This is a genomic window from Hyalangium minutum (genome assembly GCF_000737315.1).
GTDB classification, from domain to species: Bacteria; Myxococcota; Myxococcia; order Myxococcales; family Myxococcaceae; genus Hyalangium; species Hyalangium minutum.
This window is the reverse complement of the sequence record NZ_JMCB01000004.1, coordinates 144,284-167,094: the sequence shown is the minus strand read 5'-3', so window position 1 is coordinate 167,094 and position 22,811 is coordinate 144,284. Positions and strand designations below refer to the sequence as shown.

Sequence of the window (22,811 nt, the reverse complement as noted above, 5' to 3'; positions counted from 1 at the left end):
GCCCTGTGCCGCTGATCAGCGGGCCTGCTTCGCGCGGGCTGCGGGCTTCTTCTTCGCGGCAGCGACCTTCTTGGCAGGTGCAGCCTTTTTGGCCGGCGCGGACTTCTTGGCGGATGCAGCCTTCTTGGCAGGCGCGGACTTCTTCGCGGACTTCTTGGCCGGCGCAGCAACGGGAGCGCTGGCCGTGGAGCCGATCTGCTCCACGAGCTTCTTCGGAGCGACGGCGCGATAGCTCTCCTCGACCCACTGGCGCAGCATCTCCATGGGAGGCGCCTCCCCCCTGGGGAAGTCGGCCGACACCCAGCCGCTCTTGCCCAAGCCGTACCCAGTGGGCGTGGCGAACGGCATCATCAGCGCTGCGGCGTTGGATTGCGGCAGCTTCACCGAGAGCCCCAGTCCGCCCCTCTCGTGGCCCATGAAGACGAAGGCCTTGCCCTTCACCTTGAGGGCGCGGTGGCCCCAGGGAAAGTCCTCGTGGGTGCCGGGGAAACTCAGCGCGAAGTCACGCAGCGCCAGCTCGTGGGGATTGTCGAGGCTCTTGGACTCGGACATGGGATTCCTCGGATCGGCGGGGTTGAAGCGCGCACCTATCTAATGGGATTTCCTGCGTCGGGCGAGCCCCCTCGGACAATCTCGAACCGCAAGGACTGCGAGTGCAAAACCTCCGAGTCTCGTGCTCCCAGCGCATTCGGGATGTACCAGAAGGCCCCTTCCGCTGAGAGTGCCCAGAGTTGGTACTCGCCCACCGGCATGGCCGCGAGCGGCGTCAGCACCTGTCCTCCATCCGTGGCCTCCGAGACGGCCTGCGCCACCGGCACGACGAAGAGCTGCAGGCTCGTGGCAGAGGCCTCGCGCGTCACGTCTCCCTGAAGGATGGGAACGAAGGGCACCGGGTTGATGACCAGGGGCACGATGACCTGGGAGGGCCCTCCATCCGTCTGCATCGGCACCGTCTGCCCGGGCCTCGGCATGAAGCGCAGGAAGAACTGGGGGAACAGCTCCGGCACTCCGTCTCCGTTCAGATCATCCGCGTTCCCGTCTCCGTCTCGATCGACCAGCCGGACGAAGAACCGTGCCTCCTCGCCGCGCAGGAGCCCCAGCCCCTCCGCCTCGACATCGAGAGACGTAAGCGACAGCAGTGAGTCCGGCACCGTCACCACGCCCCCATCCGTCCCCTCCCCTGTCACCCGGAACGCGGGAGGATCGTGACGCCTCCGTTGAGTGAGCGTCAGCTCGTGCTCCACGACGCTCCCCGCAGGAATCTCCAGCTCCACTCCTGCCGCGGGCAGCCAGTCGCCCGCGCCCGGCTGGGCGAGCACGTCCACGGAGAGGTCCACATCTCCGTTCGCATCCAAGAAGCCCCACAGCCGGTATGGCCCTGGATTCACCTCTGCGAACAGGAACCGGGCATCCCCAGTTCCCAGCCGCAGATCAGGCACTGCCGTGACGTAGCGAGGCACAGCCTGCCCCCGAGGAGGGCCCTCGCTCGGAGCGAACAGGAACACGTATGCGTCTCCCCGAGGGCTGCCAGGTCCCACTACCTGGCCTTGGAGACGTCCGGATGGCTTGTTGGGCCCACCCTCCTGCGGGCACCCGCCGAGCACCAGGAAACAGGCGAACAGGGCCACGCGCGAGCAGTTCACGGAACTGGGGGCTTCACCGCTCGCGTCGCGCAGAGGCTCGACATGTACTCCGCGAGCCGATCTCCGGCGACGTGCTTGTCCTCGTAAAACCCGGACAGGAGGAAACCCGCAGCGAGCTGCCCACCGATCTGCTCCTCCAGCGAGTGGGCAATACAGAGGGGCTCGCCCTTGTCCGTGTAGCGGCGCCGCTCCGCGTCCGTGAGGCTGGTGAAGTCCGAGTATGGCATCCGGTACTTCATCTGGAGGATGCCCTCGGGCTCCAGCTCCGGATCGAAGAGGAACATGATCGGGTTGCAAAACCCGGAGAGCAGCGCTCCTCCCGGACGCAGGACGCGATAGGCCTCGCGCCAGACGCGGCGGATGTCGTCCACGAAGCAGTTGGAGCACGGGTGGAAGATGAGATCGAAGCTTGCGTCCGGGAACACGGACAGGTCCCGCATGTCCCCCTCGACGAGGCGAATCTCCAGGCCCTCGCGCTCCGCCACCAGCCGGTCCTGTCCAAGCTGAGCCGGCGAGTTGTCGAAGATCGTCACCCGAGCGCCCGCCGCCGCGAGCACCGAGCCCTGCTGTCCACCCGCGCTCGCGAGCCCCAGCACCTCTTTCCCCTTCAGCTCGCCGAACCACTCGCGGGGCACGGGCTTGTGCGGGGTGAGGATGACGCTCCACTCGCCCCGGCGCGCGGCGGCGATAACCTCGGGGCCCACGGGCACCGTCCACCGGTCTCCCTTGGCCACCTGCCGATTCCACGCCTCACGGTTGTAGGCGCGAATATCCACATCAAGTGTCATGAAGCACTCTTCCTTCCATGCCGCCAGCGACGGTGACGACCTCGCCCGTCACGTGGCCAGAGATACGGTCTGACGCGAGCGTCACGATGACCCGCGCGATGTCCTCCGGCCGCCCCACCTTGCGCAGCGCCATCGTCCGCGTTACTCGGGCCAGGAACGCTGGGTCCTGGAGCTTACCCCGGTTGCGATCCACCTCGGTCCAGCCCGGGCACACCACGTTCACTCGGGCCATCGGAGCGATGCGGCCCAGCTCGTTCTTCAAGCTCTTCACGAAGCCACTCGCGAGCGCGCCCTTGGCCGCCGCGTAGTCCGAGTGCCCTGCCTCGCCAAACAGGCCCGCGGTGGAGCTCACGAGCACCAGGCTCCCGACCTTCGTCGTCTCCACGTGCCGCAGGAAGGCCCGGCACGTGAGGAACACGCTGTCCAGATTCTCCGCCAGCGTCTGGCGCCAGCGGGTCAGGGACATCTTCCACACCGGCTCATCCTGCGAGGGCCAGTGTCCGGCATTGGCCACCACCACATCCAGCCGCCCGAGCGCCTTCACCGCCTCGGGGATCAGCGCGTCCACCTCGGCCTCGGAGGTCAGGTCCGCGCGCACGGCCGCGCCGCCCACCTCCGTCGCGAGGGCCCGCGCCTTGTCCTCGTTCGAGCGGTAGTGCACGGCCACCCGTGCACCCTCCTCCGCGAACGCGCGCACCGTGGCGCTGCCAATGCCTCCCGCGCCTCCTGTGACCAGGACGCCCTTGCCTCTCAGCTCCGTCTCCATGCCTTGGCTCCCTCCTGCGGCCCGGCCTGGGGCGGGCCTCCATCTGGCCCCGCTGCGCTCGCTCAGGTGAGGCGCAGGATCTTCCGCGCCTCTTCCGGCGTGGCCAGCGTGCGGCCCTTGGCCTTGGCGCGCTTGGCCGCCTCCGCCACCAGCTCCCAATTACCCTTCGCCAGCACGCCCTTGGACACGAAGATGTTGTCCTCGAGCCCCACGCGCGCGTTGCCGCCGCGCTCGGCCGCGTGCTCCACGAACGGCAGCTGGTGCCGGCCCACCGCCGCCACCGTCCACGTGCTGCCCTCGGGCAGCGACTTGATCATGAACTCCAGCGCGTCCACCCGCGCCGTCAGCGCGCCCGGCACGCCCAGCACGAAGTCATAGTGCGCGGGCAGATCCACCAGCCCCTCCTTCGCGAGGATGCTGGCCTCATCGATCATCCCCACGTCGAAGCACTCGATCTCCGGCTTGAGGCCCAGGGCGCGGATGCGCTTGGCGATGTCCCGCACCAGCGGACGCGGGTTCCAGAACACGTCCGGGCCGAAGTTCACCGTGCCCGTCGTCAGCGTGGCCATGTCCGGGCGATCCGCGCCCGTCAGCGTCAGCGGGCCGCAGCGCTCGTCCACGCTCATGCCCACCGCGCCGCCCGTGGACGTCTGAATCAGGATGTCCGTGCGCTTGCGGATGGCCCGGATCGCCGCTCGGAACAGCTCCGCGTCCTGCGACGGCTTGCCATCTGGCGTGCGTACGTGCAGGTGAACCATCGCCGCGCCGGCCTCGCGGCACTTCACCGCGTCCTCGGCGATCTCCTCCGCGGTGATGGGCAGGTGCGGCGTCTGCTCGCGCGTCGTCTCCGCGCCGACCATCGCGGCGGTGATGACCATGGGCGTACTCATGGATGCCCCCTCTTCTGAATGCGTGAGTGAGTAAGTCAGCGCTGGATGCGCTGCTTGTCCTTGGGAACCACGCAGGTACCCGAAGCCCGGCACACCACCACCGGCTCCTGCAACAGGTCCGCCGCCGAGTCGTTCACATCCGTACGCGGCCGGATGACCTTGCGTGCCTCGAACTTCATCTTCCGGGACGTATTGCCGGTGCTGATGATCTCGCCCTCGGCCTCGATGAAGTCCCCCGCGTACACGGGTGCCAGGAACTCCACCGAGTCATACGCGCGGAACAGGCCCTCGTCCCCGTCGTGCCGGATGCACAGCTCCGTGGCCACATCGCCAAAGAGCCCCAGCATCCGCGCGCCGTCCACGAGGTTGCCGCCGTAGTGCGCGTCATGGCTGCTCATGCGCAGCCGGATGATGGCCTTGGTCGTGCTCACTTGGGCTCTCCCTGGTAGTGCGCGTTCGGGTCTTCCTTGCCCATCTTCTTGAGCAGCGCGTGCACGATGTAGTTGGCCACGTCGGACGGCTTGGTGCCCGGACCGAAACCCGCGTCGAAGCCCAGCTCCAGCGCCAGCTTGTGGTCCACGCGCGGCCCGCCGAGCAGCAGGATCGTCTTTCCGTGGATACCCCGCGCCTTGGCCGCATCAATGAACTGGCGCGAGTTGTCCTTGTGCACGTCGCGCTGAGTCACCACCTGGCTCACCAGGATGGCATCCGCGTTCTTCGCCAGTGCCTTGGTGATGAGGTCGTCATTGGGGACCTGGCTGCCCAGGTTGAAGGCCTCGAACCACGGGTAGCGCTCCAGGCCGTAGTCGCCCGCATAGCCCTTCATGTTCAGGATGGCGTCGATCCCCACCGTGTGGGTGTCCGTGCCGGTACACGCGCCGAACACCACGATGCGCCGCCCCACCTTGTCCTGGATGAAGGTGTTGAGATCGTCGAACCCCATCTTCTTGATGACGACCTCGGGGACGTCGATCTCCGCGTAGTCGATGTACATGCCCGACCGGGCGTACACGATGAAGAACGTGTAGTTGTCCGCGGCGCGCTCGGCAGCGGCCACCTTCACGTCCGAGAAGCCCATCTTCTTCGTGAACTGGGCGGCGGCCTCCTTGGCCTTCTCTGACAGCGGCACCGGGAGCGTGAACGACAGCTGCACCACGCCATCGTCGCGGCGGTCTCCATAGGGGCGGATGATCTGCTTGGTCGGCTTCACCATGAGGCGCTCACTTCCCCTTTGCGTAGCTGACGCTCTGGGCGATCTTGGCTGCCAGGGGCTCGAACCGGTCCTTCTTCTTGTCGTTCATGGAGAAGATGAGGGACCACGTCGTCTTGCCGTTGCAGCCCACGTAAGTGACCGAGCGGACCTTGTCCTCGCCATCCTCCGTGGCGTCGTCCACGTTCACCTTCTTGGCGGCCGGGTTGAGGCCCAGGCTGATCTTCTCCCAGCCCTCGCCGCCGCCCATGGCGGTGAGGATCTTGTCCAGGCAGACCTTGGGCTGCATGCCGGCCGTCTGCACGGCGCCCACGTCCAGCGTGAACCACCCATCCCCCGAGGGAGCCTTGAACTTCTCGGTGCCCTCCTCGTTGGTGCGGTCCCACGCGCCAGGGACCTGGAGGGTCAGCGTCTTCGCCTGGTGCTTCACCAGCGCATCCGCCGAGCCGCCACTGCTCACGGCCAGCGCCACCGTCATCACCAAGGAACCGATCATGAGTGCGTACCCTCCAGAATCTCCAAGAACGGATTGAAATAGTCCGGCGCCTTCTCGAGCACGCCATCCAGGCCCTTGCCGCCCGTCTCCGTGCGCTTCACGTCGCCAAAGCGCCCCTTGCCGATGGCCGCCACCATGCCCTCCTTGTGGCACTCCTCCAGCAGCTCCATGGCCTTGGCGAACACCTCGCGCGCGCGGTTGGCGATCTTCCCGTCCTCGCGCACGGTGAACTCCTCGTCGATGCCCCGCGCGGCGCGGTGGAGGTAGGCAGCGGACTTCAGCGCCACGTACCGATCCGCCAGCAGCGGCGTGTGCATCGCCTCCGTCATCATGCCCAGCAGCTGGATGCCCTGCCGCGTCCAGACGGCCACCAGGTCCGCCATCACGTCGTACGCGTGGCTGAAGAAGATGTCCGTCTCCTTGTGCTTGGTGGGCGGCATGTACTTCAGCGGGGCGTCAGGGAAGCAGCGCCGCACCAGCATGGCCTGCGACAGCTCCAGCAGGAGCGTGTCCGGACGGTGCGGATCGATCTCGTACGAGTGCCCGATGCCCAGCTGCCAGTCCTTGAGCCCCGCGCGCTTGGCGAAGCACTCGTTGATGAACTGGCTGGCGATGACCGTGTGGGCCGCGTCATACGCGTCCGCGGTGGTGATGTAGTTGTCCTCGCCTGTGTTGATGATGATGCCGGCCAGGGCGCAGATGCGGCGGCTGAAGTACTGATCGATGAACGTCCGCCGCATGTTGATGTCGCGGAAGAGGATGCCGTACATCGCGTCGTTGAGGAGCATGTCCAGCTTCTCGTACGCCGCGCAGAAGGCAATCTCCGACATGGCCAGGCCGGAGGAGTAGTTCGTCAGCTGAATGTAGCGCTTGAGCTTCTTGCTCTCCTCGTCCAGGGCCTCGCGCATGATGCGGAAGTTCTCCTGGGTGGCGTAGGTGCCGCCGTAGCCCTCGGTGGTGGCACCGTGGGGCACGTAGTCCAGCAACGACTGCGCCGTGGAGCGGATGACCGCGATGATGTCCGCGCCCGCCTGGGCCGCCGCGCGCGCCTGGTCCACATCGTCATAGATGTTACCGGTGGCAACGATGACGTACTTGTGCGGCGTCGGGGACATGGGGAACTGCTGCCGGAGCGCGTTGCGCTGGGCGATGCGACCCTGCATGTCCTCGAGCGCGGCGCGGCCCTCGGCGCGCACCTCGGCGCGCAGGTTCTGCTCCATTTCCGGAGACAGGGGCCCCAGCTTCTCGGTGGGCAGTGCGGTCAGGCGCTCTACGGCCTCCAGCGGGCTCTTGGCGCCCAGTTGCAGCGCCCGGCCATACCAGTAGGCGGCGCCGCGGTTGAGCACCCCGGCCGCCTTTAGTTTGTCCACCATCAAGTTGGCCAGCGGCACACCGCGAGCCCCCGCCCCCGAAATCCCGAAGAAGCGCAGCACGGTGCGCTCAATGGACACAGTGGTGTTGTGGTGGATGAGGTCGAAGATCGGGTTGACGATCTCCTCGGCCAGCTTGCGCGCGTGCGCAATCTGCTCGTCTTGGATGAACGGTCCCGGCATGGCGGCACCTTACCCCTAAACCATCAGAAATGTTGAACTTTTCTGGTCCACCGATGACTTGGAGCGTCATGCGGCGCCTGCCTCTGGAGCCTGCCCGGCTGTGTCCAATGCGTTTACACCGATATCTCGGTGAAGATAGCTGCAGCGAAATATCGGTACCACTCTCCACCGAAATCGCGCTGGGTGCACTGATATATCGGTGTAACGGGGCACTTCCAGTTCATAACCTCTGAATACCACTGGGCTCAGAGGCTTGGCACACCGAGTGCTCTAGGGGTCTCCCATCTTCACCCCTTCACTCCGGAGATCTCCTATGAACCTGAAGCCTTTCCTCCTGGCGGCGCTGCTGAGCGGTGGCGCGGCCCTGGCCGATCCCCCTCCCCTGACGACGGACTCGGGCGCACCGGTCGGCTCCAACCAGAACTCGAAGACGGCGGGCCCGCGCGGCGGAATCCTGCTGGAGGACTTCCACCTCATCGAGAAGCTCGCGCGTTTTGATCGCGAGCGCATCCCCGAGCGCGTGGTGCACGCACGCGGCGTGGGCGCCTACGGCACCTTCGAGAGCTACGGGGACTTCTCGCAGCTGACGAAGGCCTCGCTGCTGACGGCCAAGGGCAAGAAGACGCCGATGTTCGTGCGTTTCTCCACGGTGATCCACCCGCAGGGCTCGCCGGAGACGCTGCGGGATCCGCGCGGCTTCGCGCTCAAGTTCTACACGGACGAGGGCAACTGGGACCTGGTGGGCAACAACCTGCCGGTGTTCTTCATCCGGGACGCCATCAAGTTCCCGGACATGGTGCACTCGCTGAAGCCGTCGCCGATCACGAACCGCCAGGATCCCAACCGGTTCTTCGACTTCTTCTCTCACGTGCCCGAGTCCACGCACATGCTGACGCAGGTGTACTCGGACCTGGGCGTGCCGGCGAACTACCGGCAGATGAACGGCCACGGCGTACACGCCTTCAAGTTCGTCAACGCGAAGGGCCAGGTGCACTACGTGAAGTTCAACTGGAAGTCGCTGCAGGGCGTGAAGTCGCTCACGGCCGAGGAGGCCACGCGCATCCAGGGCCAGGACTTCCAGCACGCCACGCATGATCTCTACGAGTCGATCGGCAAGGGCCAGGACCCGTCGTGGGAGCTGACGGCGCAGGTGCTGGATCCGAAGAATCTGGACGCGTTCTCGTTCGATCCGCTGGACGCGACGAAGGTGTGGCCGGAGGACAAGGTCCCGTCGATCAAGCTGGGGAAGATCACGCTGAACAAGATGCCGGACAACTTCTTCGAGGAGACCGAGCAGGCAGCGTTCTCTCCGGGCGTGCAGCCTCCGGGCATCGAGCCCTCCGAGGATCGGCTGCTGCAGGGCCGGCTGTTCTCCTACGCGGACACGCAGCGCTACCGGGTGGGTGCGAACTACCAGTCGCTGCCGGTGAACCGCTCGCGGGCCACGGTGAACAACAACAACCAGGGTGGCGCGATGAACATCGCCCACACGAAGTCGGACGTGAACTACGAGCCGAGCATCACCCGTGAGACAACGGACTCCCCTGCGTACCTGCTGTCGCAAATGGCGCTGAGCGGGACGACGCAGCAGGTGGCGATCTCGAAGACGGACAACTTCTCTCAGGCGGGGGCGTTCTACCTGGCGCTGACCCCGGTGGAGCGGGAGCGGCTGGTGAAGAACCTCGCGGGGGACCTGGGCCAGGTGCGTGACGCGCGGGTGAAGGCGCGGATGGTGGGCTACTTCTACAGCGCGAACGCGGAGTACGGCACGCGGCTGGCGAAGGCGGTGGGAGTGAAACTGGAGGACGCGCAGGCGGCGGTGGCGACGATCGCCTCGCGGTAGCGCGTAGGTGGAGACCTCGGGAGGTCGGGCTCCCGGGGCCTCTGTCCGTTGGGTGGGTTCCCTCGAAGTTTCCTGCATGGAGTGAAGCGATGCTGCGCAAGGTGATGCTGGGTTTGGCTGGAGCGGTGCTGGTGCTGGTGCTGGGCGTGGTGGCGGTGGCGGGCTATTTCTACACGTCCTGGAAGCGCCCTCCGGCGCAGCGGGTGCTGGCGGTGAGCGAGGCCGAGCGCTACCTGCTGGCCGCGTCGCGCGAGGGAGACGCGGAGCTGGTGGCGGGACTGCTCAAGGCCGGGACGCCGGTGAACGTGCAGGACGATCGCGGATTCTCTCCGCTGATTCTGGCGGCGTACCACGGGCACACGGAGACGGTGCGGGCGCTGCTGGCAGGGGGCGCGGATGCGTGCGCGGGAGACTCGCGAGGAAACACGGCGCTGATGGGCGCGGCGTTCAAGGGCTACGTGGAGGTAGTGGACCTGCTCCTGCAGCAGCCGTGCGCAGTGGACCAGTCAAACGGAGTGGGCCAGACGGCGCTGATGTTCGCGCGGCTGTTCGGGCGTAAGGAGGTGGCGGAGCGGCTCCAGCAGAAGGGCGCGTCGCCCGAGCGCCGGGATTCCAGTGGCCGCACAGCAGAGGACTGGGCCCAGACTCAGGTGCCCGAGTCCCCTGTCACGGCCCCGAACTCGCTTGCACGGTCTGCTGCCCCCACGGCGGTATCCCAGTAAACCCTCTGCCCAGCATCCCTATGGCTCTGGAGAAACCTCGGCCCTAAACTGGAGTCATGTCGCGGGTCACCTTTTCAGAGTTCCTCCACTTGAGTCCTGCCGAGCGCATCCAGTTGGCCGAGGACCTCTGGGACAGCGTCGCGGCTCACCCGGAGCAGGTGGCGACGCCTCCCGAGCAGCTTGCCGAACTTCAGAGGCGTCTGGCGGAGCTGGACGAGAATCCAGAGTCGGGCGAGTCCTGGGATGAAGTCAAAGCGCGCCTGCTCAAGTCCCTGTGAAGCGCGCGTTAGAGCTTCGCAAGCCCGCGCAAGCAGACATCGCGGACGCTGTCCAGTGGTACGAGCAACGGGGCAAGGGCCTGGGTGCTGAGTTTCTTCAGGCGCTGGAGACTTGCCTCGCGGGCATCCAGCGCAGCCCGACAGCCACACGCTCGTCCACCCACGCATCAGACGCGCACTGCTCCGACGCTTTCCCTATGGCGTCTTCTTCGTGGTGGATGAGGGGCGCATCAGCGTGATCGCGTGCCTCCACGTCCGCCGCCGACCTGCGGTGTGGAAGGGCAGAACCTGAAGCCCTGCCTTCCTCAGACGTAGCGCGTCTCGAAGAGCTTGCGGAGAGCGGGTTCGGAGCGCAACAGGTCCAGCGTGAGGTCCGCGTGGCCGGGCGCGTAGCCGTTGCCCACCAGCATCGTGACGTCCTTGCCCACCCCCTCCGCCCCCAGCGCCGCCGCCGTGAAGCTCGTGGCCATGGAGAAGAAGATCACCGTGCCCCCATCCTTCACCGACAGGATCGAGGCCATCTCCGTGTTCCCCACCGAGGCGCAGTTCACCACCAGATCGCACAACGCTCCGCCCGTCGCCTGCGACACCGCCTCCATCACGTCCACCGCCTGTGTCGCGTCCACCTTCAGTGCCGTGTCGCACAGACCAATCCCGGACAGCGCCGCCAGCGCCTTCTCCGAGATATCCAGCGCCAGCACCTTCCCCTGCCCCTTCAGATCCTTCCGCGCCTGCGCCAGGCACAGTGCCCCGCTCTTCCCCGCTCCCAGCACCGCCACCGTCATCCCTGGCTTCACGTACCGCGCTACCAGCGCCGGAGCCCCGCACACGTCCAGCGCCGCCAGCGCCAGCGTGTCCGGCATGTCCGACGGCAGCTTCGCGTAGATCCCCGACGCAAACAGGATCGCGTGCCCCCGGATGTCCACCCGGTCGATCTCCACGTGCACCGCTTTGATCTCCTCGATCACCAGCGGCGTCAGCGACAGGCTCACCAACGTCGCGATCCGGTCGCCCACCTTCAGCGTCCCTCGAGCCGGGTGCTTCGGCCCGATCTCCTTCACCCGCCCCAGCAACATGCCGCCCGAGCCCGTCACCGGGTTCTGCATCTTGCCGCGCTCGCGCACGATCTCTTGGATGCGCGCCGCGATCTTCGCGGGCTCTGCACCCACGTCGTCCTTGATCTGCTTGAAGGACGCCGCGTCGATGTTGAGGCTCTCCACGTCGATGAGCAGTTCCGCCTCGCGACACGGCAGCGACGGCTCCAGCTTGCGCGCCCGCTGCGGCAGCACGCCCTTCTCACCGACAACGCGGCTCAGTCCGTAGGGATCGGAAATCATCGTCACGTCACTCCCGCGCCATCCGCGGAACCAGGAACCCCAGCGAGCGCTCGAACCGGTACGTCACCCCCGAGTGCGAGTCCTCGAACTCCTCGTGGCACAGCTCCGCGCCGCTTGCCTTGAACTCCTCGGCCAGCATGCGCGTGCCCCAGCGCAAGTTGAACTCGTCCCGCGTCCCGCAGTCGAGGAATACCGACTTCATCTTCTTGAACGCATCCAGGAACTTCGGCACGAACCGCACCGGATCGTGCACCAGCCACCGGTTCCACACGTCCAGCTTCAGCCGCCCCGTCTGCGGATCGAACGGCAGCTCCAGGTTCAGCGGCTCGCCCTTCTTCGGCGAGTACGCCGCCGCCATCGCCAGCACGTTGATCACCGTGAAGTCGTCACTCCGCGGCTTCGTCTCCCGTGAGCGCTTCTTGAAGTCCTGGTACCAGGCCTCCACCCCGCCCGCCTTCAGCAGCGCCCCCGCCGCCTTGGGCAGATCCGGCAGGTAGCAGTACTCGAAGTAGCAGTCGCCCGCGTGGCTCCCCAGGTGGCTGAACAGCTCCGGGTGGTAGCGCCCCATCACCAGCGCTCCGTACCCGCCCGAGCTGTGCCCCACCACCGCCCGCGAGGCCGCCTTCGGCAGCGTCCGGTACGTGCGGTCCACGAAGCCCAGCACGTCCTTGGCCACGTAGTCCCGGTAGCGCCCAATCGCGTCACTGTTGATCCACTGGCTCCCGCCCAGCGCCGTCCACCCGTCCGGGAACACGCCAATCACCGGAGGAATCGTCCCGGCCTCGATCAACCCGTCCAGCCGGTCCAGCGCGTTGAGCCCGAACGCTGACACGTTCGTCCACGAGGCGCCGCTGTTGGAGAAGGCGTGCAGGAAGTACACGGTGGGGTAGCGCTGGCTGCCCTCGTTGTACCCCGGCGGCAGGTACACCCTCAGCTGCCGGCGAGCGACGTCCGCCAGCGGGTTCGACTCCAGCGCGGGCGATGGCAGCTCGCGCGTCTCGAGTACTCCCTTCATCCGTGACTCCCCTCCGGGCTCCCCTCAGGTGCGGGAGCCGGGTTGCTTACCGAAGATCTTCATCACCTGCTGCAAATCTTCCCAGGCCTTTTTCTTCTCAGCCGGGCTCCGGAGGAGGTACGCCGGGTGGAAGGTGGGCATCAGCTTCACCCCCTGGTACTCCCGCCACTGCCCCCGCAGCCGCGTAATCGGCGTGGAGTCCCGCAGCAACGTCTGTGCTGCGAACTTCCCCAGCGCCACGATCACCTTGGGCTGCAGCGCCAACAACTGCGAGCGCAAGAACGGCTCGCACGCGGTGATCTCGTCCGGCTCCGGGTTGCGGTTGCCCGGCGGCCGGCACTTCACCACGTTGCAGATGTAGACCTGATCCCGCGAGAACCCCATCGCCTGGATCATCTTCGTCAGCAGCTCACCCGCTGGGCCGACGAAGGGCACCCCCTGCAGGTCCTCTTGCTCTCCCGGGCCCTCGCCCACGAAGACCAGCTCCGCCCGCGGGTTGCCCACCCCGAACACGATGTTCTTGCGCCCCGTGCACAGCTTGCAGCGCCGGCAGTCCCCGAGTTCGCGCCGGATCTCGTCCAGCATGGGGCGCTGGCCCTCCACCACGCCCGGCAACGGGCCTGGGTACGGCGGCGCTTGCTGCGGCACGTCAAAGAGCATCCCCTTGCTCGCCGCAGCGGGAGGCTCCGCTCGGGAGGCAGCCGGGGCTCTGGCAGGGGCCTCGGGAGCCAGCGAGCGGGCAGGCATGGGAGCCGGATGAGGCGCGGGGGCCTCCGGAGCAGCGGCAGATTCCGGAGCCGCAGGGCTCTCGGGAGCGGCAGGGGCCTTGGCCCCCCGAGGAGGCATCATCGCCCGGAGGGAAGCCGAGCGCTCGGCCGACAGCTTGGCCGCGTCTACGAGCAGTGCCCGGCCGCCTGTCTCCTCCTGCCATAGGAGGTGGCGGCGCAGGTCCTCGACAGCTTCATCCAGTTCTTCGGCGGAGTCGCGCGGGTCGCTCACGTTAGCCCGATCGGTAATGGAGGCGGTGCCTCCGGTTCAAGGAGCCAGCCTGAGCCCGCCTCCCGCACGCTTACCGCAGGGGCGAGCATGGCGCCATGGTCAACGGCACCATCTTACAGGTAGGCTCCCGCCGATCCAACCTGCCGCGTCACCTGCCGCTCCCAGGCACGGCCGGAGGGAGGCTCAGCAGCAGTTCCAGAATCCCCTGCGCCACCTGGAGCTTGGTGCCCTCCAGGTCTTTCCGTACCCCTGTACGGGAGAGCACCGTCACCCGGTTGGTGTCCGTCCCGAAGCCCGCGCCGGGCACCGTCACGTCGTTGGCGACGATGGCGTCCAGGTTCTTGCGCTCCAGCTTCTCCCGGGCGTGCTCCAGCACCCGCTCCGTCTCCGCGGCGAAGCCCACCAGCAGCGGCCGCCTCGGCGCTCCCGCCACCTTCTTCGAGGCCTCCGCGAGCACATCCGGCGTGCGCACCAGCTTGAGCACCTCGGGGGATTCGCCCTTCTTCACCTTCTGCGGGGCCCGCGTCTCCGGCCGCCAGTCGCTCACCGCCGCCGAGGCGATGAACCAGTCCACCGCCTCCACCCGAGAGAGCACCTCGCGCGCCATGTCCTCGGCGCTCACCACGTCCACCACCTCGAGGCCCGTGCGATCCACTGCCCCCACCGGCCCCAGCACCACCGTCACCTTCGCGCCCAGCTTCCGAGCCGCCTCCGCCAGCGCCAGCCCCATCTTCCCTGTCGAGGGATTCGAGATGAACCGCACCGGATCCAGGAACTCGCGCGTGGGGCCCGCCGTCAGCAGCACCTTCTTGCCCGTCAGAGGCCCTTGGCCTATCCGCGCCGCCGCCTCGGCGACGATCTCCTTCACCTCCGTGAGCCGTCCCGCTCCCACGTCTCCGCAGGCCAGCAGCCCCGCGTCCGGCCCCGCGAACGTGAAGCGCGGATCCGCCACCAGCGCCGCCACGTTCTGCTGCGTCAGCGCGTTCTGCCACATCGCCACGTTCATCGCCGGAGCCAGCACCACCGGGCCCTTGAAGGCCAGCAGCGACGTGGTGACCGCGTCCCCCGCCATCCCCGCCCGGATGCGCGCGATGAGGTCCGCTGTCGCCGGAGCCACGACGAACAGCTCCGCCCAGCGCGCCAAGTCCAGGTGCCCGAAGTTTCCTTCCTGGTTCGGATCGAAATAGTCCGTGAGCACCGGGTGCCCGCTGAGCGCCTGGAAGGTCAGCGGCGTGACGAACTGCTTCGCCGCCTCCGTCATGGCGACGCGCACCTGAGCGCCTGCTCGCTGCAGCTCGCGCACGAGCTCGCACGCCTTGTACGCCGCGATGCCTCCGCCGACTCCCACGATGACCCGGCGGCCCTGCAGAACCGATGCGTCCATGAGACTTCCATATGCGCGAGCGGGCGGGCTCGCAACCTCACGGCCATTCTCCGCCCGCGCTCAGCGCACCATGGAGACTTCCTGCGCCCCGGGGATCTCCACCGTGCGGACCATGGGCCCCTCGGGCGCCTCGGCGTGGAAGCTCGCCCACACCACCGTGTAGCGCCCCGGCGGCAGGCCCTGCAGCGTCACCCGCTCCGAGCGCGGCTGGTAGACCATCTGCGCATAGCGCGAGCGCATCAGCTCCAGCGGAGAGTTGACCGGAGGCGAATCCCCCGCCACCACCCAGAGCGCCTTGCCTCGCTCGGGCTTGACTGTCACCGTGAGCGAGCCCGAGCCCGGCGCCGCTCCGAAGTCCAGGCGCATCGACGGGCCCTCGACGCGCACCAGCAGCGCGGGCTCTCCGGCGAACTCGCGATCCTCCCCGAGCATGAAGCGGTAGCTGCCCGGCGCCATGTCCACGCTGTACTGCCCGTCCGGCCCCGTCACCACGACGACCGCATCGCCGCGCTCGGTGTTCACCCCGTCCAGCTGGTAGCCCGGCGCGGGCTGTCCGCCCGGCAGGTACACCGTGCCGCTCACCCGCGTCGCCGGACGCAGCGTCAGCACCAGGGTCGACGTGTTTCCCCGGCTCAGCGTCTCCGTCGCGCTCAGGCGGCCCTTGCGCGCCGACACCGAGTACTGCACCACGTACGGCGGACTGGCGATGGAGAAGCGCCCATCCGGCCCCGAGAGCACGGACTCGTCGCACACCTCGCACGTCACCACCGCGTCCGCCACTGGCGCGCCGCCCTCGTCTCGCACCAGCCCGGAGAGCGTGGGCGCGCGCTGCAGCACCAGGTCCCCGAGATCCGGCGCCACGGGCCGCTCCACCATCATCGGCTCGTAGCCTGGGGCGTCCACCGAGACCATGACCTGCTCCCCTGCCACTGGCAGGGAGACCTCGAAGCGCCCATCCGGCGTGGAGATGTCGTGCTCGTCCAGGCGGTAGCGCTTCACCGGCGTTCCGTCATCGGCCACCACGCGGCCTCGGAACACCGGCCGGCGCTTGAGCACCACCTTCACCGGCGGCCCCCCCGGCGTGCCATCGGCCTTGTCCACCTGATCGTAGCCGGGGTGGCGTGCCTCCACCCGGTAGGTGCGCTCCGGCCGCAGCGCGCGGATCTCGAAGTGCCCGCGTGCATCGCTCGCCGCGGGCTCCGCGCCCCGAGGCATCACCGTCAAGGTGGCCCCACTCACGGGAGCTCCCTGCTCGTCCATCACGTCCCCAGAGAGCATGGCCCCCGGCTTGAGCTCGGCGGTGACCTTCACCACCTGCTCCCCGTCCACCCTCACCTGCTTCCGATCCGAGGGCAGGTAATCCGGGTGCGAGGCCACCATCCAGTACGTGCCCTCCGGCAAGCCTCGCATGGGCACCACGCCGTCCGGCCCCGAGGGCCGATCGCTGCGGAAGAGCCCCTGCTGCTCCACCCAGAGGACCACGTCCGCGCCCTCCACCCGGCGGCCCTCGGCGGTGACGGTCACCTCGATGGCCGCGGCCGGCTCCAGCTCCAGCCGCACCCCCGAGGCGGGCGCCGTCACCTTCACCTTGCCACCGCCCCACTCGGAGTGGTGCGCGTGCAGCTCGTACAGTCCCGGCGAGGGCACCTGCGCCACGAAGTGCCCATCCGCGTCCGCGAGCACCGTGTCCCCAATGGGCTGCACCAGCACGGAGACATTGGGCGCCGGCCGCCCGTACTCGTCGATCACCTGGCCGGAGATGAGCGTCGCCTGCGTCATCTCCAGCTCGACGGGCGTCTCTCCGGACCGCACGCGCACGGGGAGCTCCACGTCCTGGAAGCCCTCGGTGTGTCCGTGCACCAGGTAGTCTCCGATGGCGATGGGCCCCAGCTCCACGAGCGCTCCCGTGGCGCCCTTCTCCCGGCGGATCACCTCGCCTGTGACGGTGCGCAGCGTCACCTCGGGCTGGGGCACGGGCTGGCCCGCGTCATCCACCACCGTGACGAGCAGCTTGCCCGCCTCCTCCAGTTCCATCGTCACCTGGGTGACGCGCTCCTGCAGGGTGATGGTGCGAGGCGTCGACCCCAGGCTCCCGGACTCAGCGGTGATGACCACCTCGTCCGGGTAGAGCCCGGTGAACCGAGCCGGCTCGCCCTGCGTGCGCAGCTCGCGCGACAGGTGATCGGCCTTCAGCCTCACGGTGGCCGCCATGGGTGCGCCATCGCGCACCACGCGCACCTCGAGCGTGCGCGTCGGCGTCAGCCGCAGTCGCACCCTCTGCGGACCCGCCTCCACCTGCGGCTCCACCGTGGGCAGGAAGCCCTCGGCGCTGGCCACGAGGTAGAACGGCCCCTCGCCCAGCCCGTCCAACGTGAAGAGGCCCTCGCCTCCCGCCACCGCCTCGGCGGGCAGCGCCGTGCGCCGAGACACTGCGTAGATGTGGGCGTTCGGAATGGGCTGCCCGCCGTCATCCACCACCTGCCCCGTGATGGTGCGCAGGGCGGGCAGGAACAGCTCCACCGGCTCGCCTGGGGCGGCGCGCTCGCGCATCGCCACGCCGAAGCCCGCCGCCTTCGCCCACACCGAGAAGGAGACTCCGGCCAAGCGCTCGAAGCGGAACTTCCCCTGAGCGTCCGTGCGCACGGTGGCCCGTGGGGTAAGGAAGCCGTGCTGGTGCTCGAAGAAGGCCAGCGACTGAATGCCACTCTCACGGGCCGGACAGGACAGCAGCGGCAAGCCGCACTCGTCACAGCGCACGGAGGTGAGCGTCTTCTGCGCGCTCGCCGCGAGGAACACCTCCGCGCCCGGGATGGGACGCCCCGAGGGCTCCAAGACACGGCCCGTGAGGGCCAGCCCCTCGGCCTCCCCAGAGGACACCTCCACCGCCTGGAAGTCCGGCAGGGGGCGCGCCGCGGCAGTCTCCGATGCCGGAACACGCAAGGGCGTCACGGGCTCGGGCTGGAGCCAGAACACAGCCGCGCCCACCACCGCCAGGACACACACCGCCCCTATGACGAGCCATTTCCGCATCGGTTGCCGGGCCGGAACTTAATCCGCGGCGTGCCCGCGAACCGCCCTTCTTTTCCGGAAATTCCCTGCTCGTTCCCCCGTGGACGATCCCAGGCGGCCGCCCGCCAGGCCGCGCAACCCTCCCTAAAGTGCACTGAATCTTTTCGCCTCCCCCATCGCAGGAGGGCCCTCCTTTTTACAGTTTCAGAGCGAGGAAGCCGGGTGTGGACCTGGGGGCCGTGGCAGGACGAAACACTTCCGGTGAGAGGGCGCCCAGTCGCTCGCCAGGGCCTCCAGTGGAGCGCCCGCTGTTGGCACTCCTGTTGCTTTAGGTGAACGGCCTATGACCCCCTCCTTCTCCCACGAACCTGCCGGAAGCAGCCCCCCTGCGATCGCGCATGACGTCGCCGCGCAGATGGAGATGCCGCTCAACGCGCTGCTGGATCTCAAGAAGCGCCTGGCGCTGGCGACCCCCACGGACACCGTGCGCGGCCTGTTCTTCAGTGGCGTGCTCGACACTGTGCGCTACCTGGCCACCGAGCGAGAGGAGCGGCATTGCAGCAAGCTGCTCGGGCAGGCGCCCTACTTCGACTTCTTGCCGTACGCCATCCCGGACTTCCTGCGCCTGGTCTACATGGGAGCGCAGTGCCTGAGCACCCGCGACGAGGACTTCTCGGGTGCCCTGCGGAAGCTCGGCAAGCGGGGCATGAAGGACTTCCTGGGCTCGAGCGCGGGGAAGACCTTCCTCTCCTTCTCGTTCAGCGAGCCGCGGCGCGTGCTGTCGAGCCTGCCCGTGCTCTTCCGGACCACGACGAGCTACGGCGAGCGGACCGTGCAGTGGCTGGGGCCCCGCCACTGCCGGCTCGTCATGAAGCGCGACTTCATGCCCGCCGCGTACCACGAGGGCGCGCTCCTGTGCCTGATGGAGACCCTGCGCCTGGAAGGCGTGGAGGTGCGGAGCCGGGTGACGGGGACGCTCGACAGCGAGTACGAGCTCACCTGGACGGGCCCTGCGTCCACCTAGAGCCCGGCGCGAGGCGGCATCCCGAGCGCCAGCACGTTCTCCCCTGAGCCCCGGCCCAGCTTGCGCTCCAGGCGAGAGATGCGGTGGCGCTGCTCCTCGGGGAGCTCGGCGGTCATGGTGAGCCGCGCGTGGTGCAGGGCCCGCTCCAGATCCTTGAGCGAGTGCTCGTACAGCTTGGTGAGCGCCAGATGCAGCGGCGCGGCCTGGGTGCCCCTCGCGGAGGTGAGCGCCTGCTCCAGCAAGTCCACCGCGCTCTTGGAGTCCCCTGCCCGGCGGGACAGACGGGAAGCCAGCGAGAGCGCCTCCACGCTGACCGTGCCACCGCCCCGGGCCGCAGCCTGGGCAAAGGTCTGCGCCCGCTCGAAATCCCCGGCGCGCATCGCCACGCCCGCGAAGCCGAGCAAGTCCCGAGGATCCTCCTCCTCGCCGCGGCTGGTGCGGAAGCGCCGCACCAGCTCACCCAGCAGCGCCGCCAGGAGCAGGAGATCGTTCGCGTTGTGCTCCAGCACGGGCGTGAGGGCCGCGCTGCTGCCGCCGCGCAGGAAGCGGAAGTAGAGGTCCGGGATCAGCGAGCCGTCCACGTCGCCCACGCGCCGGTGCCCGAGGATCTGCTCCTCCAACTGCACCAGCCGCGTCCCCGAGCCCCGGTGCTTGAACACCCGCCGCGAGCAGTGCAGCAGATCCAGGTGCGGCAGCTCGGAGGGAACGGGCACGCGGTTGAGCACGAAGCGGGTGCGCAGCAGCGGCCAGTCGAAGCTCTTTCCATTGAAGGTGATGAGGCAGGAGGACCCGGCCATGCGCTCGGCCAGCACGCGCAGCATGGGTCCCTCCTCGCCCAGCCGGCTCAGGAAGAGCTGCTGCACGCGGAGCGAGCGCCCCTCGAACCACGCCAGGCCCACCAGGAAGGGCACGGTGCCGGTGCCGCCCGCGAGCCCCGTCGTCTCCGTGTCCAGGTAGAGCACCCGCTGGAAGTCCACGCCCGCCAGCCGGGGATCCAGCGCGAGGCTCGCCACCAGCGCGGACTCCACGTCACACGCGCCCGCCACGGGAGCCGAGCCATGGTGGTGATCCGGCAGCAGCAACCGCTCGGCGATGTGGACCACTCCGTGAGGCGTCGTCCGAGGCTCGGCGGGCAGCGGGCCCGGGGGCGGAGGCGGCGGCGGAGCAGCTCGGCGGCCTGCGGCGGTGACCCGGCGCTGGGACCACTCCCCCAGCATCTGGCGCAACGCCGCGATACGCGGATCCTGCGGCTTGCGCACCTCCGGCTCGGGAGCGGGCGGCGAAGCGACGGGAGCCGCCTCAGCAACAGGCTCGGAGGGCGCAGCCGTGGCCACGGGCTTGCCGCCAGGGCCAATGCTCGAGAGCCGTGCCAGCTTGCGCTTCAGGTCCACCCTGCACCTCGCCTACTGCGTCCTCGAGCCCAGTACGGAGAGGATCTCCATGCCCAGCGCCTTGCGCGGACGAGGCTCCACCTTGGGCCCCCCGGGAATGGAACCCGCCGCGGGGCCGATGCAGGCCGGGCACCCATCCTCGCACGGGCACGACTCCAGGAGCCGGTGCGCGCGCCAGAGCAATTCCTGGCGCTGATCGAAGAGGCGCGCGGCCAGCCCCACTCCGCCCGGCACGTTGTCATAGAGGAAGATCGTCGGGTCGAACCCCACCGCCCCATCCTTGCGCGGAGGCCCCTCGGCGTCGTCCTTGCTCCCGAGCGTCTTGCCCAAATCGCGCGGGTCGATCATCAGTCCCACGCAGGCCACGGTGCGCAGCGCGTTGGCCACGCCGCGCAGCGCATCAATCACTGCGGGCCGAGGCGCGTTCATGGAGCGCACCACCTGCTCGGGCACGGTGAGCCAGAGCGAGGTGGTGTGCATCTGCATCTCGGGGAGGTTCACCTCGCCGTAGCCGACGTTCTCGTGGGTGTGGAACTTGATCTTCTTGTAGCCCACCACCTTCTCGATGACGCTCACCTCGCCGAACCCCGAGCGCAGATCCGGGCCCATGGGGGCCTCCTGATCCGTCTGGATGACGTTGACCTTCACGTACGTCATCGCGTCGGTGAAGTAGTCCGGGGCCACCTTGCGCACGTAGGCCTTGTGGTTCTCGTAGTCGAACTTCTCGACTTGATACTGCTCGGCCTCGTGCTGGTAGATGGCCTGCTCGTGCAGCATGGTGTGCGCCGAGCGGAAGTCCATCTCCGCCAGCGTCCGGTCCGTGCCCAGCTCGATGATGACCACGTTGTCCCAGCCCACGCTGCGCAGCGAGACGTGGTTGGCGGGATACGCGTCCGCGGACCAGTGGAACACCCGGCGGCCCTCGGCGCTCGGAGAGGGGTGCACCACCTGATGCTGGGTGAGAAACCCGAGCGCATCCGTGGTGGCCTCGGGGGGCACGTCGCCGAAGCCATCGCCCTCCTCGAAGGGCAGCTCGAAGGCGGCGCACTTGAGGTGCTGGACGAGGATCTCCACGTTGTCCGGATCGATGCGCGCGTGCTCCACGGGAGCACCGATGAGGTGGCGCGGATCGGCCGCGAGGTACTGATCCAACGGCGCGCTGGAGGTCACGAGGAGCGCGAGGCTGCCGTGGCCTCGGCGCCCGGCCCGGCCGAAGCGCTGCATGAGCGCGGCCACCGAGCCCGGGTAGCCCGCGCACACCACCGCATCCAGCGAGCCGATGTCGATGCCCAGCTCCAGCGCGTTGGTGGCCACCACGCAGCGGACCTCGCCGGCGCGCAGGGCGGCCTCGGTGGCGCGGCGGGTGCCCGGGAGGTAGCCGCCGCGGTAACCCTGGATGAGCGCCGGATCGAGCTTCTCCTCGACGAACCGATCCCGGAGGTACTTGAGCATCACCTCCACGGAGTTGCGCGACTGGCCGAACAGCAGCGTGGAGACGTTGGAGCGGACCAGATCCGCCACGAGCCGCACAGCACTCTTGAGGTAGCTGGCGCGGATGCCCAGCTCGGCATTCACCACGGGCGGGTTGTAGACCATGACGCGGCGCTCGCCAGAGGGAGCACCGCTCTCGGAGACGAGCTCCACGGGCTGGCCGAGCATCCGCTCCGCGTGGGCCTTCGGGTTGCCGATGGTGGCCGAGGCGAAGATGAACACGGGCGACGAGCCATGGAAGCGCGCCACGCGCTGGAGCCTGCGCAGCACGTTGGCCAGGTGCGAGCCGAACACGCCCCGGTACGTGTGCAGCTCGTCGATGACGATGTAGTGCAGGTTGGAGAAGAGGCGCGCCCAGTTGGCGTGGTGCGGGAGGATCCCGGTGTGCAGCATGTCCGGGTTGGTGAGCAGGACGCCGGCGCGCTCGCGGGCGGCGCGGCGGGCATCGGCGGGAGTGTCCCCGTCGAAGGTGATGGCGCCGTGCTCCAGGCCCGCCTCGCGGAGGAACACACGGAGGGACTCCTCCTGATCGCGGGAGAGCGCCTTGGTGGGAAAGAGGTAGAGGGCACGGGCCTGGGGCTCGCGGGCGAAGCGCTCCAGGAGCGGCAGGTTGTAGCAGAGGCTCTTGCCCGAGGCGGTGGGCGTGGCGATGACGAGGTTCTTCCCGGAGCGAGCGAGGCGGAAGGCCTCGGCCTGGTGGGAGAAGAGCTGGTCGATGCCTCGGCCTTGGAGGGCCTGGCGCACGCCGGGGGCGACGTCGTCGGGGAGCGAGGCGTAGATGCCCTCGCGAGCGGGGGTCACTTCATCGAGGGCGAAGCTGGGCCAGAGCTGCCGATCGGAGCGCCACGCTTGGAGCACGGAGTCGAGTCCGCGAGGCCCTGACCACGGGATGCGCCGGGCCCCCGTGAATGCCCCTTCTTCCTTCGATGGCTTCATGGGGCCGTGCACTGTACAGACGTACACCACCTGTAG

Annotated in this window: 20 protein-coding genes; 4 read left to right on the top strand and 16 right to left on the bottom strand. The window is 68.4% G+C overall.

Annotated features, from left to right (window positions below; all coding sequences use genetic code 11):
• Positions 1-15 precede the first annotated feature (15 nt).
• The 9 genes from DB31_RS12180 to kamD all read right to left on the bottom strand — a co-directional run bounded on the left by DB31_RS12180 (position 16) and on the right by kamD (position 7,346).
• Entirely contained in the window at positions 16-552 is a 537-nt protein-coding gene (locus DB31_RS12180; protein ID WP_044186634.1) for an MmcQ/YjbR family DNA-binding protein, read from the bottom strand.
• A gap of 35 nt (positions 553-587) precedes the next feature.
• Positions 588-1,505, bottom strand: coding sequence for a hypothetical protein (locus DB31_RS12175; protein ID WP_044186632.1), 918 nt, complete (start codon positions 1,503-1,505; stop codon positions 588-590).
• Between the two features lie 134 nt (positions 1,506-1,639).
• The gene (locus DB31_RS12170) at positions 1,640-2,431 is read right to left on the bottom strand and encodes a class I SAM-dependent methyltransferase (protein ID WP_044186630.1); all 792 of its coding nucleotides are present in this window, start codon (positions 2,429-2,431) and stop codon (positions 1,640-1,642) included.
• On the bottom strand, positions 2,421-3,197 hold the full coding sequence (locus DB31_RS12165) for an SDR family NAD(P)-dependent oxidoreductase (protein ID WP_044186627.1): 777 nt from the start codon (positions 3,195-3,197) through the stop codon (positions 2,421-2,423). Before DB31_RS12165 ends, DB31_RS12170 begins: the two co-directional genes overlap by 11 nt.
• A 62-nt stretch (positions 3,198-3,259) precedes the next feature.
• A complete protein-coding gene (gene kce, locus DB31_RS12160; protein WP_044186624.1) occupies positions 3,260-4,087 on the bottom strand; it encodes a 3-keto-5-aminohexanoate cleavage enzyme in 828 nt (275 codons plus the stop codon).
• A 35-nt stretch (positions 4,088-4,122) separates the two neighbouring features.
• On the bottom strand, positions 4,123-4,518 hold the full coding sequence (kal, locus tag DB31_RS12155) for a 3-aminobutyryl-CoA ammonia lyase (RefSeq protein WP_205628499.1): 396 nt from the start codon (positions 4,516-4,518) through the stop codon (positions 4,123-4,125).
• Complete coding sequence (gene kamE, locus DB31_RS12150; protein ID WP_044186622.1) at positions 4,515-5,300, bottom strand: lysine 5,6-aminomutase subunit beta; 786 nt, start codon at positions 5,298-5,300, stop codon at positions 4,515-4,517. The genes kal and kamE overlap by 4 nt, the downstream gene beginning before the upstream one ends.
• 7 nt (positions 5,301-5,307) lie before the next feature.
• On the bottom strand, positions 5,308-5,793 hold the full coding sequence (locus DB31_RS12145; protein WP_044186620.1) for a hypothetical protein: 486 nt from the start codon (positions 5,791-5,793) through the stop codon (positions 5,308-5,310).
• Positions 5,790-7,346, bottom strand: coding sequence for a lysine 5,6-aminomutase subunit alpha (kamD, locus tag DB31_RS12140; protein WP_044186617.1), 1,557 nt, complete (start codon positions 7,344-7,346; stop codon positions 5,790-5,792). The genes DB31_RS12145 and kamD overlap by 4 nt, the downstream gene beginning before the upstream one ends.
• Before the next feature lie 313 nt (positions 7,347-7,659).
• Here kamD and DB31_RS12135 point away from each other — a divergent pair, with 313 nt between their 5' ends.
• The 3 genes from DB31_RS12135 to DB31_RS12125 all read left to right on the top strand — a co-directional run bounded on the left by DB31_RS12135 (position 7,660) and on the right by DB31_RS12125 (position 10,189).
• The gene (locus tag DB31_RS12135) at positions 7,660-9,189 is read left to right on the top strand and encodes a catalase (RefSeq protein WP_044186614.1); all 1,530 of its coding nucleotides are present in this window, start codon (positions 7,660-7,662) and stop codon (positions 9,187-9,189) included.
• Between the two features lie 89 nt (positions 9,190-9,278).
• The gene (locus tag DB31_RS12130) at positions 9,279-9,911 is read left to right on the top strand and encodes an ankyrin repeat domain-containing protein (protein WP_044186612.1); all 633 of its coding nucleotides are present in this window, start codon (positions 9,279-9,281) and stop codon (positions 9,909-9,911) included.
• A 56-nt stretch (positions 9,912-9,967) separates the two neighbouring features.
• Complete coding sequence (locus DB31_RS12125) at positions 9,968-10,189, top strand: addiction module protein (protein ID WP_044186610.1); 222 nt, start codon at positions 9,968-9,970, stop codon at positions 10,187-10,189.
• A gap of 305 nt (positions 10,190-10,494) precedes the next feature.
• Here the strand turns inward: DB31_RS12125 and kdd are convergent, their stop codons facing one another.
• From kdd to DB31_RS12100, 5 genes are all read right to left on the bottom strand, one after another.
• On the bottom strand, positions 10,495-11,526 hold the full coding sequence (kdd, locus tag DB31_RS12120; RefSeq protein WP_044186608.1) for an L-erythro-3,5-diaminohexanoate dehydrogenase: 1,032 nt from the start codon (positions 11,524-11,526) through the stop codon (positions 10,495-10,497).
• Between the two features lie 7 nt (positions 11,527-11,533).
• The gene (locus DB31_RS12115) at positions 11,534-12,541 is read right to left on the bottom strand and encodes an alpha/beta hydrolase (RefSeq protein WP_044186606.1); all 1,008 of its coding nucleotides are present in this window, start codon (positions 12,539-12,541) and stop codon (positions 11,534-11,536) included.
• A gap of 24 nt (positions 12,542-12,565) precedes the next feature.
• Positions 12,566-13,540: a uracil-DNA glycosylase gene (locus DB31_RS50445; protein ID WP_240486658.1), complete on the bottom strand. Its 975-nt coding sequence runs from the start codon at positions 13,538-13,540 to the stop codon at positions 12,566-12,568.
• 148 nt (positions 13,541-13,688) lie between these two features.
• Positions 13,689-14,924, bottom strand: a complete 1,236-nt coding sequence (gene coaBC / locus DB31_RS12105; RefSeq protein WP_044186604.1) for a bifunctional phosphopantothenoylcysteine decarboxylase/phosphopantothenate--cysteine ligase CoaBC — start codon at positions 14,922-14,924, stop codon at positions 13,689-13,691.
• Between the two features lie 60 nt (positions 14,925-14,984).
• The gene (locus DB31_RS12100) at positions 14,985-17,954 is read right to left on the bottom strand and encodes a carboxypeptidase-like regulatory domain-containing protein (RefSeq protein ID WP_044186601.1); all 2,970 of its coding nucleotides are present in this window, start codon (positions 17,952-17,954) and stop codon (positions 14,985-14,987) included.
• Positions 17,955-18,276: 322 nt separating this feature from the next.
• Between DB31_RS12100 and DB31_RS12095 the strand changes: the two genes are divergently transcribed.
• Positions 18,277-18,957, top strand: coding sequence for a TIGR02265 family protein (locus DB31_RS12095; protein WP_052419903.1), 681 nt, complete (start codon positions 18,277-18,279; stop codon positions 18,955-18,957).
• Here the strand turns inward: DB31_RS12095 and DB31_RS12090 are convergent.
• Both DB31_RS12090 and DB31_RS12085 read right to left on the bottom strand, forming a co-directional pair.
• Entirely contained in the window at positions 18,954-20,348 is a 1,395-nt protein-coding gene (locus DB31_RS12090; RefSeq protein ID WP_044186599.1) for a ribonuclease H-like domain-containing protein, read from the bottom strand. The genes DB31_RS12095 and DB31_RS12090 overlap by 4 nt on opposite strands.
• 12 nt (positions 20,349-20,360) lie before the next feature.
• The gene (locus tag DB31_RS12085) at positions 20,361-22,775 is read right to left on the bottom strand and encodes a DEAD/DEAH box helicase (RefSeq protein WP_083968238.1); all 2,415 of its coding nucleotides are present in this window, start codon (positions 22,773-22,775) and stop codon (positions 20,361-20,363) included.
• Positions 22,776-22,811 lie beyond the last annotated feature (36 nt).

What these genes read in the sequence shown, in the direction of transcription:
- DB31_RS12180 (WP_044186634.1), bottom strand. Translation starts at nt 552, where the DNA reads ATGTCCGAGTCCAAGAGCCTCGACAATCCCCACGAGCTGGCGCTGCGT.
- DB31_RS12170 (WP_044186630.1), bottom strand. Translation starts at nt 2,431, where the DNA reads ATGACACTTGATGTGGATATTCGCGCCTACAACCGTGAGGCGTGGAAT.
- DB31_RS12165 (WP_044186627.1), bottom strand. Translation starts at nt 3,197, where the DNA reads ATGGAGACGGAGCTGAGAGGCAAGGGCGTCCTGGTCACAGGAGGCGCG.
- kce (WP_044186624.1), bottom strand. Translation starts at nt 4,087, where the DNA reads ATGAGTACGCCCATGGTCATCACCGCCGCGATGGTCGGCGCGGAGACG.
- kamE (WP_044186622.1), bottom strand. Translation starts at nt 5,300, where the DNA reads ATGGTGAAGCCGACCAAGCAGATCATCCGCCCCTATGGAGACCGCCGC.
- DB31_RS12145 (WP_044186620.1), bottom strand. Translation starts at nt 5,793, where the DNA reads ATGATCGGTTCCTTGGTGATGACGGTGGCGCTGGCCGTGAGCAGTGGC.
- kamD (WP_044186617.1), bottom strand. Translation starts at nt 7,346, where the DNA reads ATGCCGGGACCGTTCATCCAAGACGAGCAGATTGCGCACGCGCGCAAG.
- DB31_RS12135 (WP_044186614.1), top strand. Translation starts at nt 7,660, where the DNA reads ATGAACCTGAAGCCTTTCCTCCTGGCGGCGCTGCTGAGCGGTGGCGCG.
- DB31_RS12130 (WP_044186612.1), top strand. Translation starts at nt 9,279, where the DNA reads ATGCTGCGCAAGGTGATGCTGGGTTTGGCTGGAGCGGTGCTGGTGCTG.
- DB31_RS12125 (WP_044186610.1), top strand. Translation starts at nt 9,968, where the DNA reads ATGTCGCGGGTCACCTTTTCAGAGTTCCTCCACTTGAGTCCTGCCGAG.
- kdd (WP_044186608.1), bottom strand. Translation starts at nt 11,526, where the DNA reads ATGATTTCCGATCCCTACGGACTGAGCCGCGTTGTCGGTGAGAAGGGC.
- DB31_RS12115 (WP_044186606.1), bottom strand. Translation starts at nt 12,541, where the DNA reads ATGAAGGGAGTACTCGAGACGCGCGAGCTGCCATCGCCCGCGCTGGAG.
- coaBC (WP_044186604.1), bottom strand. Translation starts at nt 14,924, where the DNA reads ATGGACGCATCGGTTCTGCAGGGCCGCCGGGTCATCGTGGGAGTCGGC.
- DB31_RS12100 (WP_044186601.1), bottom strand. Translation starts at nt 17,954, where the DNA reads ATGCGGAAATGGCTCGTCATAGGGGCGGTGTGTGTCCTGGCGGTGGTG.
- DB31_RS12095 (WP_052419903.1), top strand. Translation starts at nt 18,277, where the DNA reads ATGACCCCCTCCTTCTCCCACGAACCTGCCGGAAGCAGCCCCCCTGCG.
- DB31_RS12085 (WP_083968238.1), bottom strand. Translation starts at nt 22,775, where the DNA reads ATGAAGCCATCGAAGGAAGAAGGGGCATTCACGGGGGCCCGGCGCATC.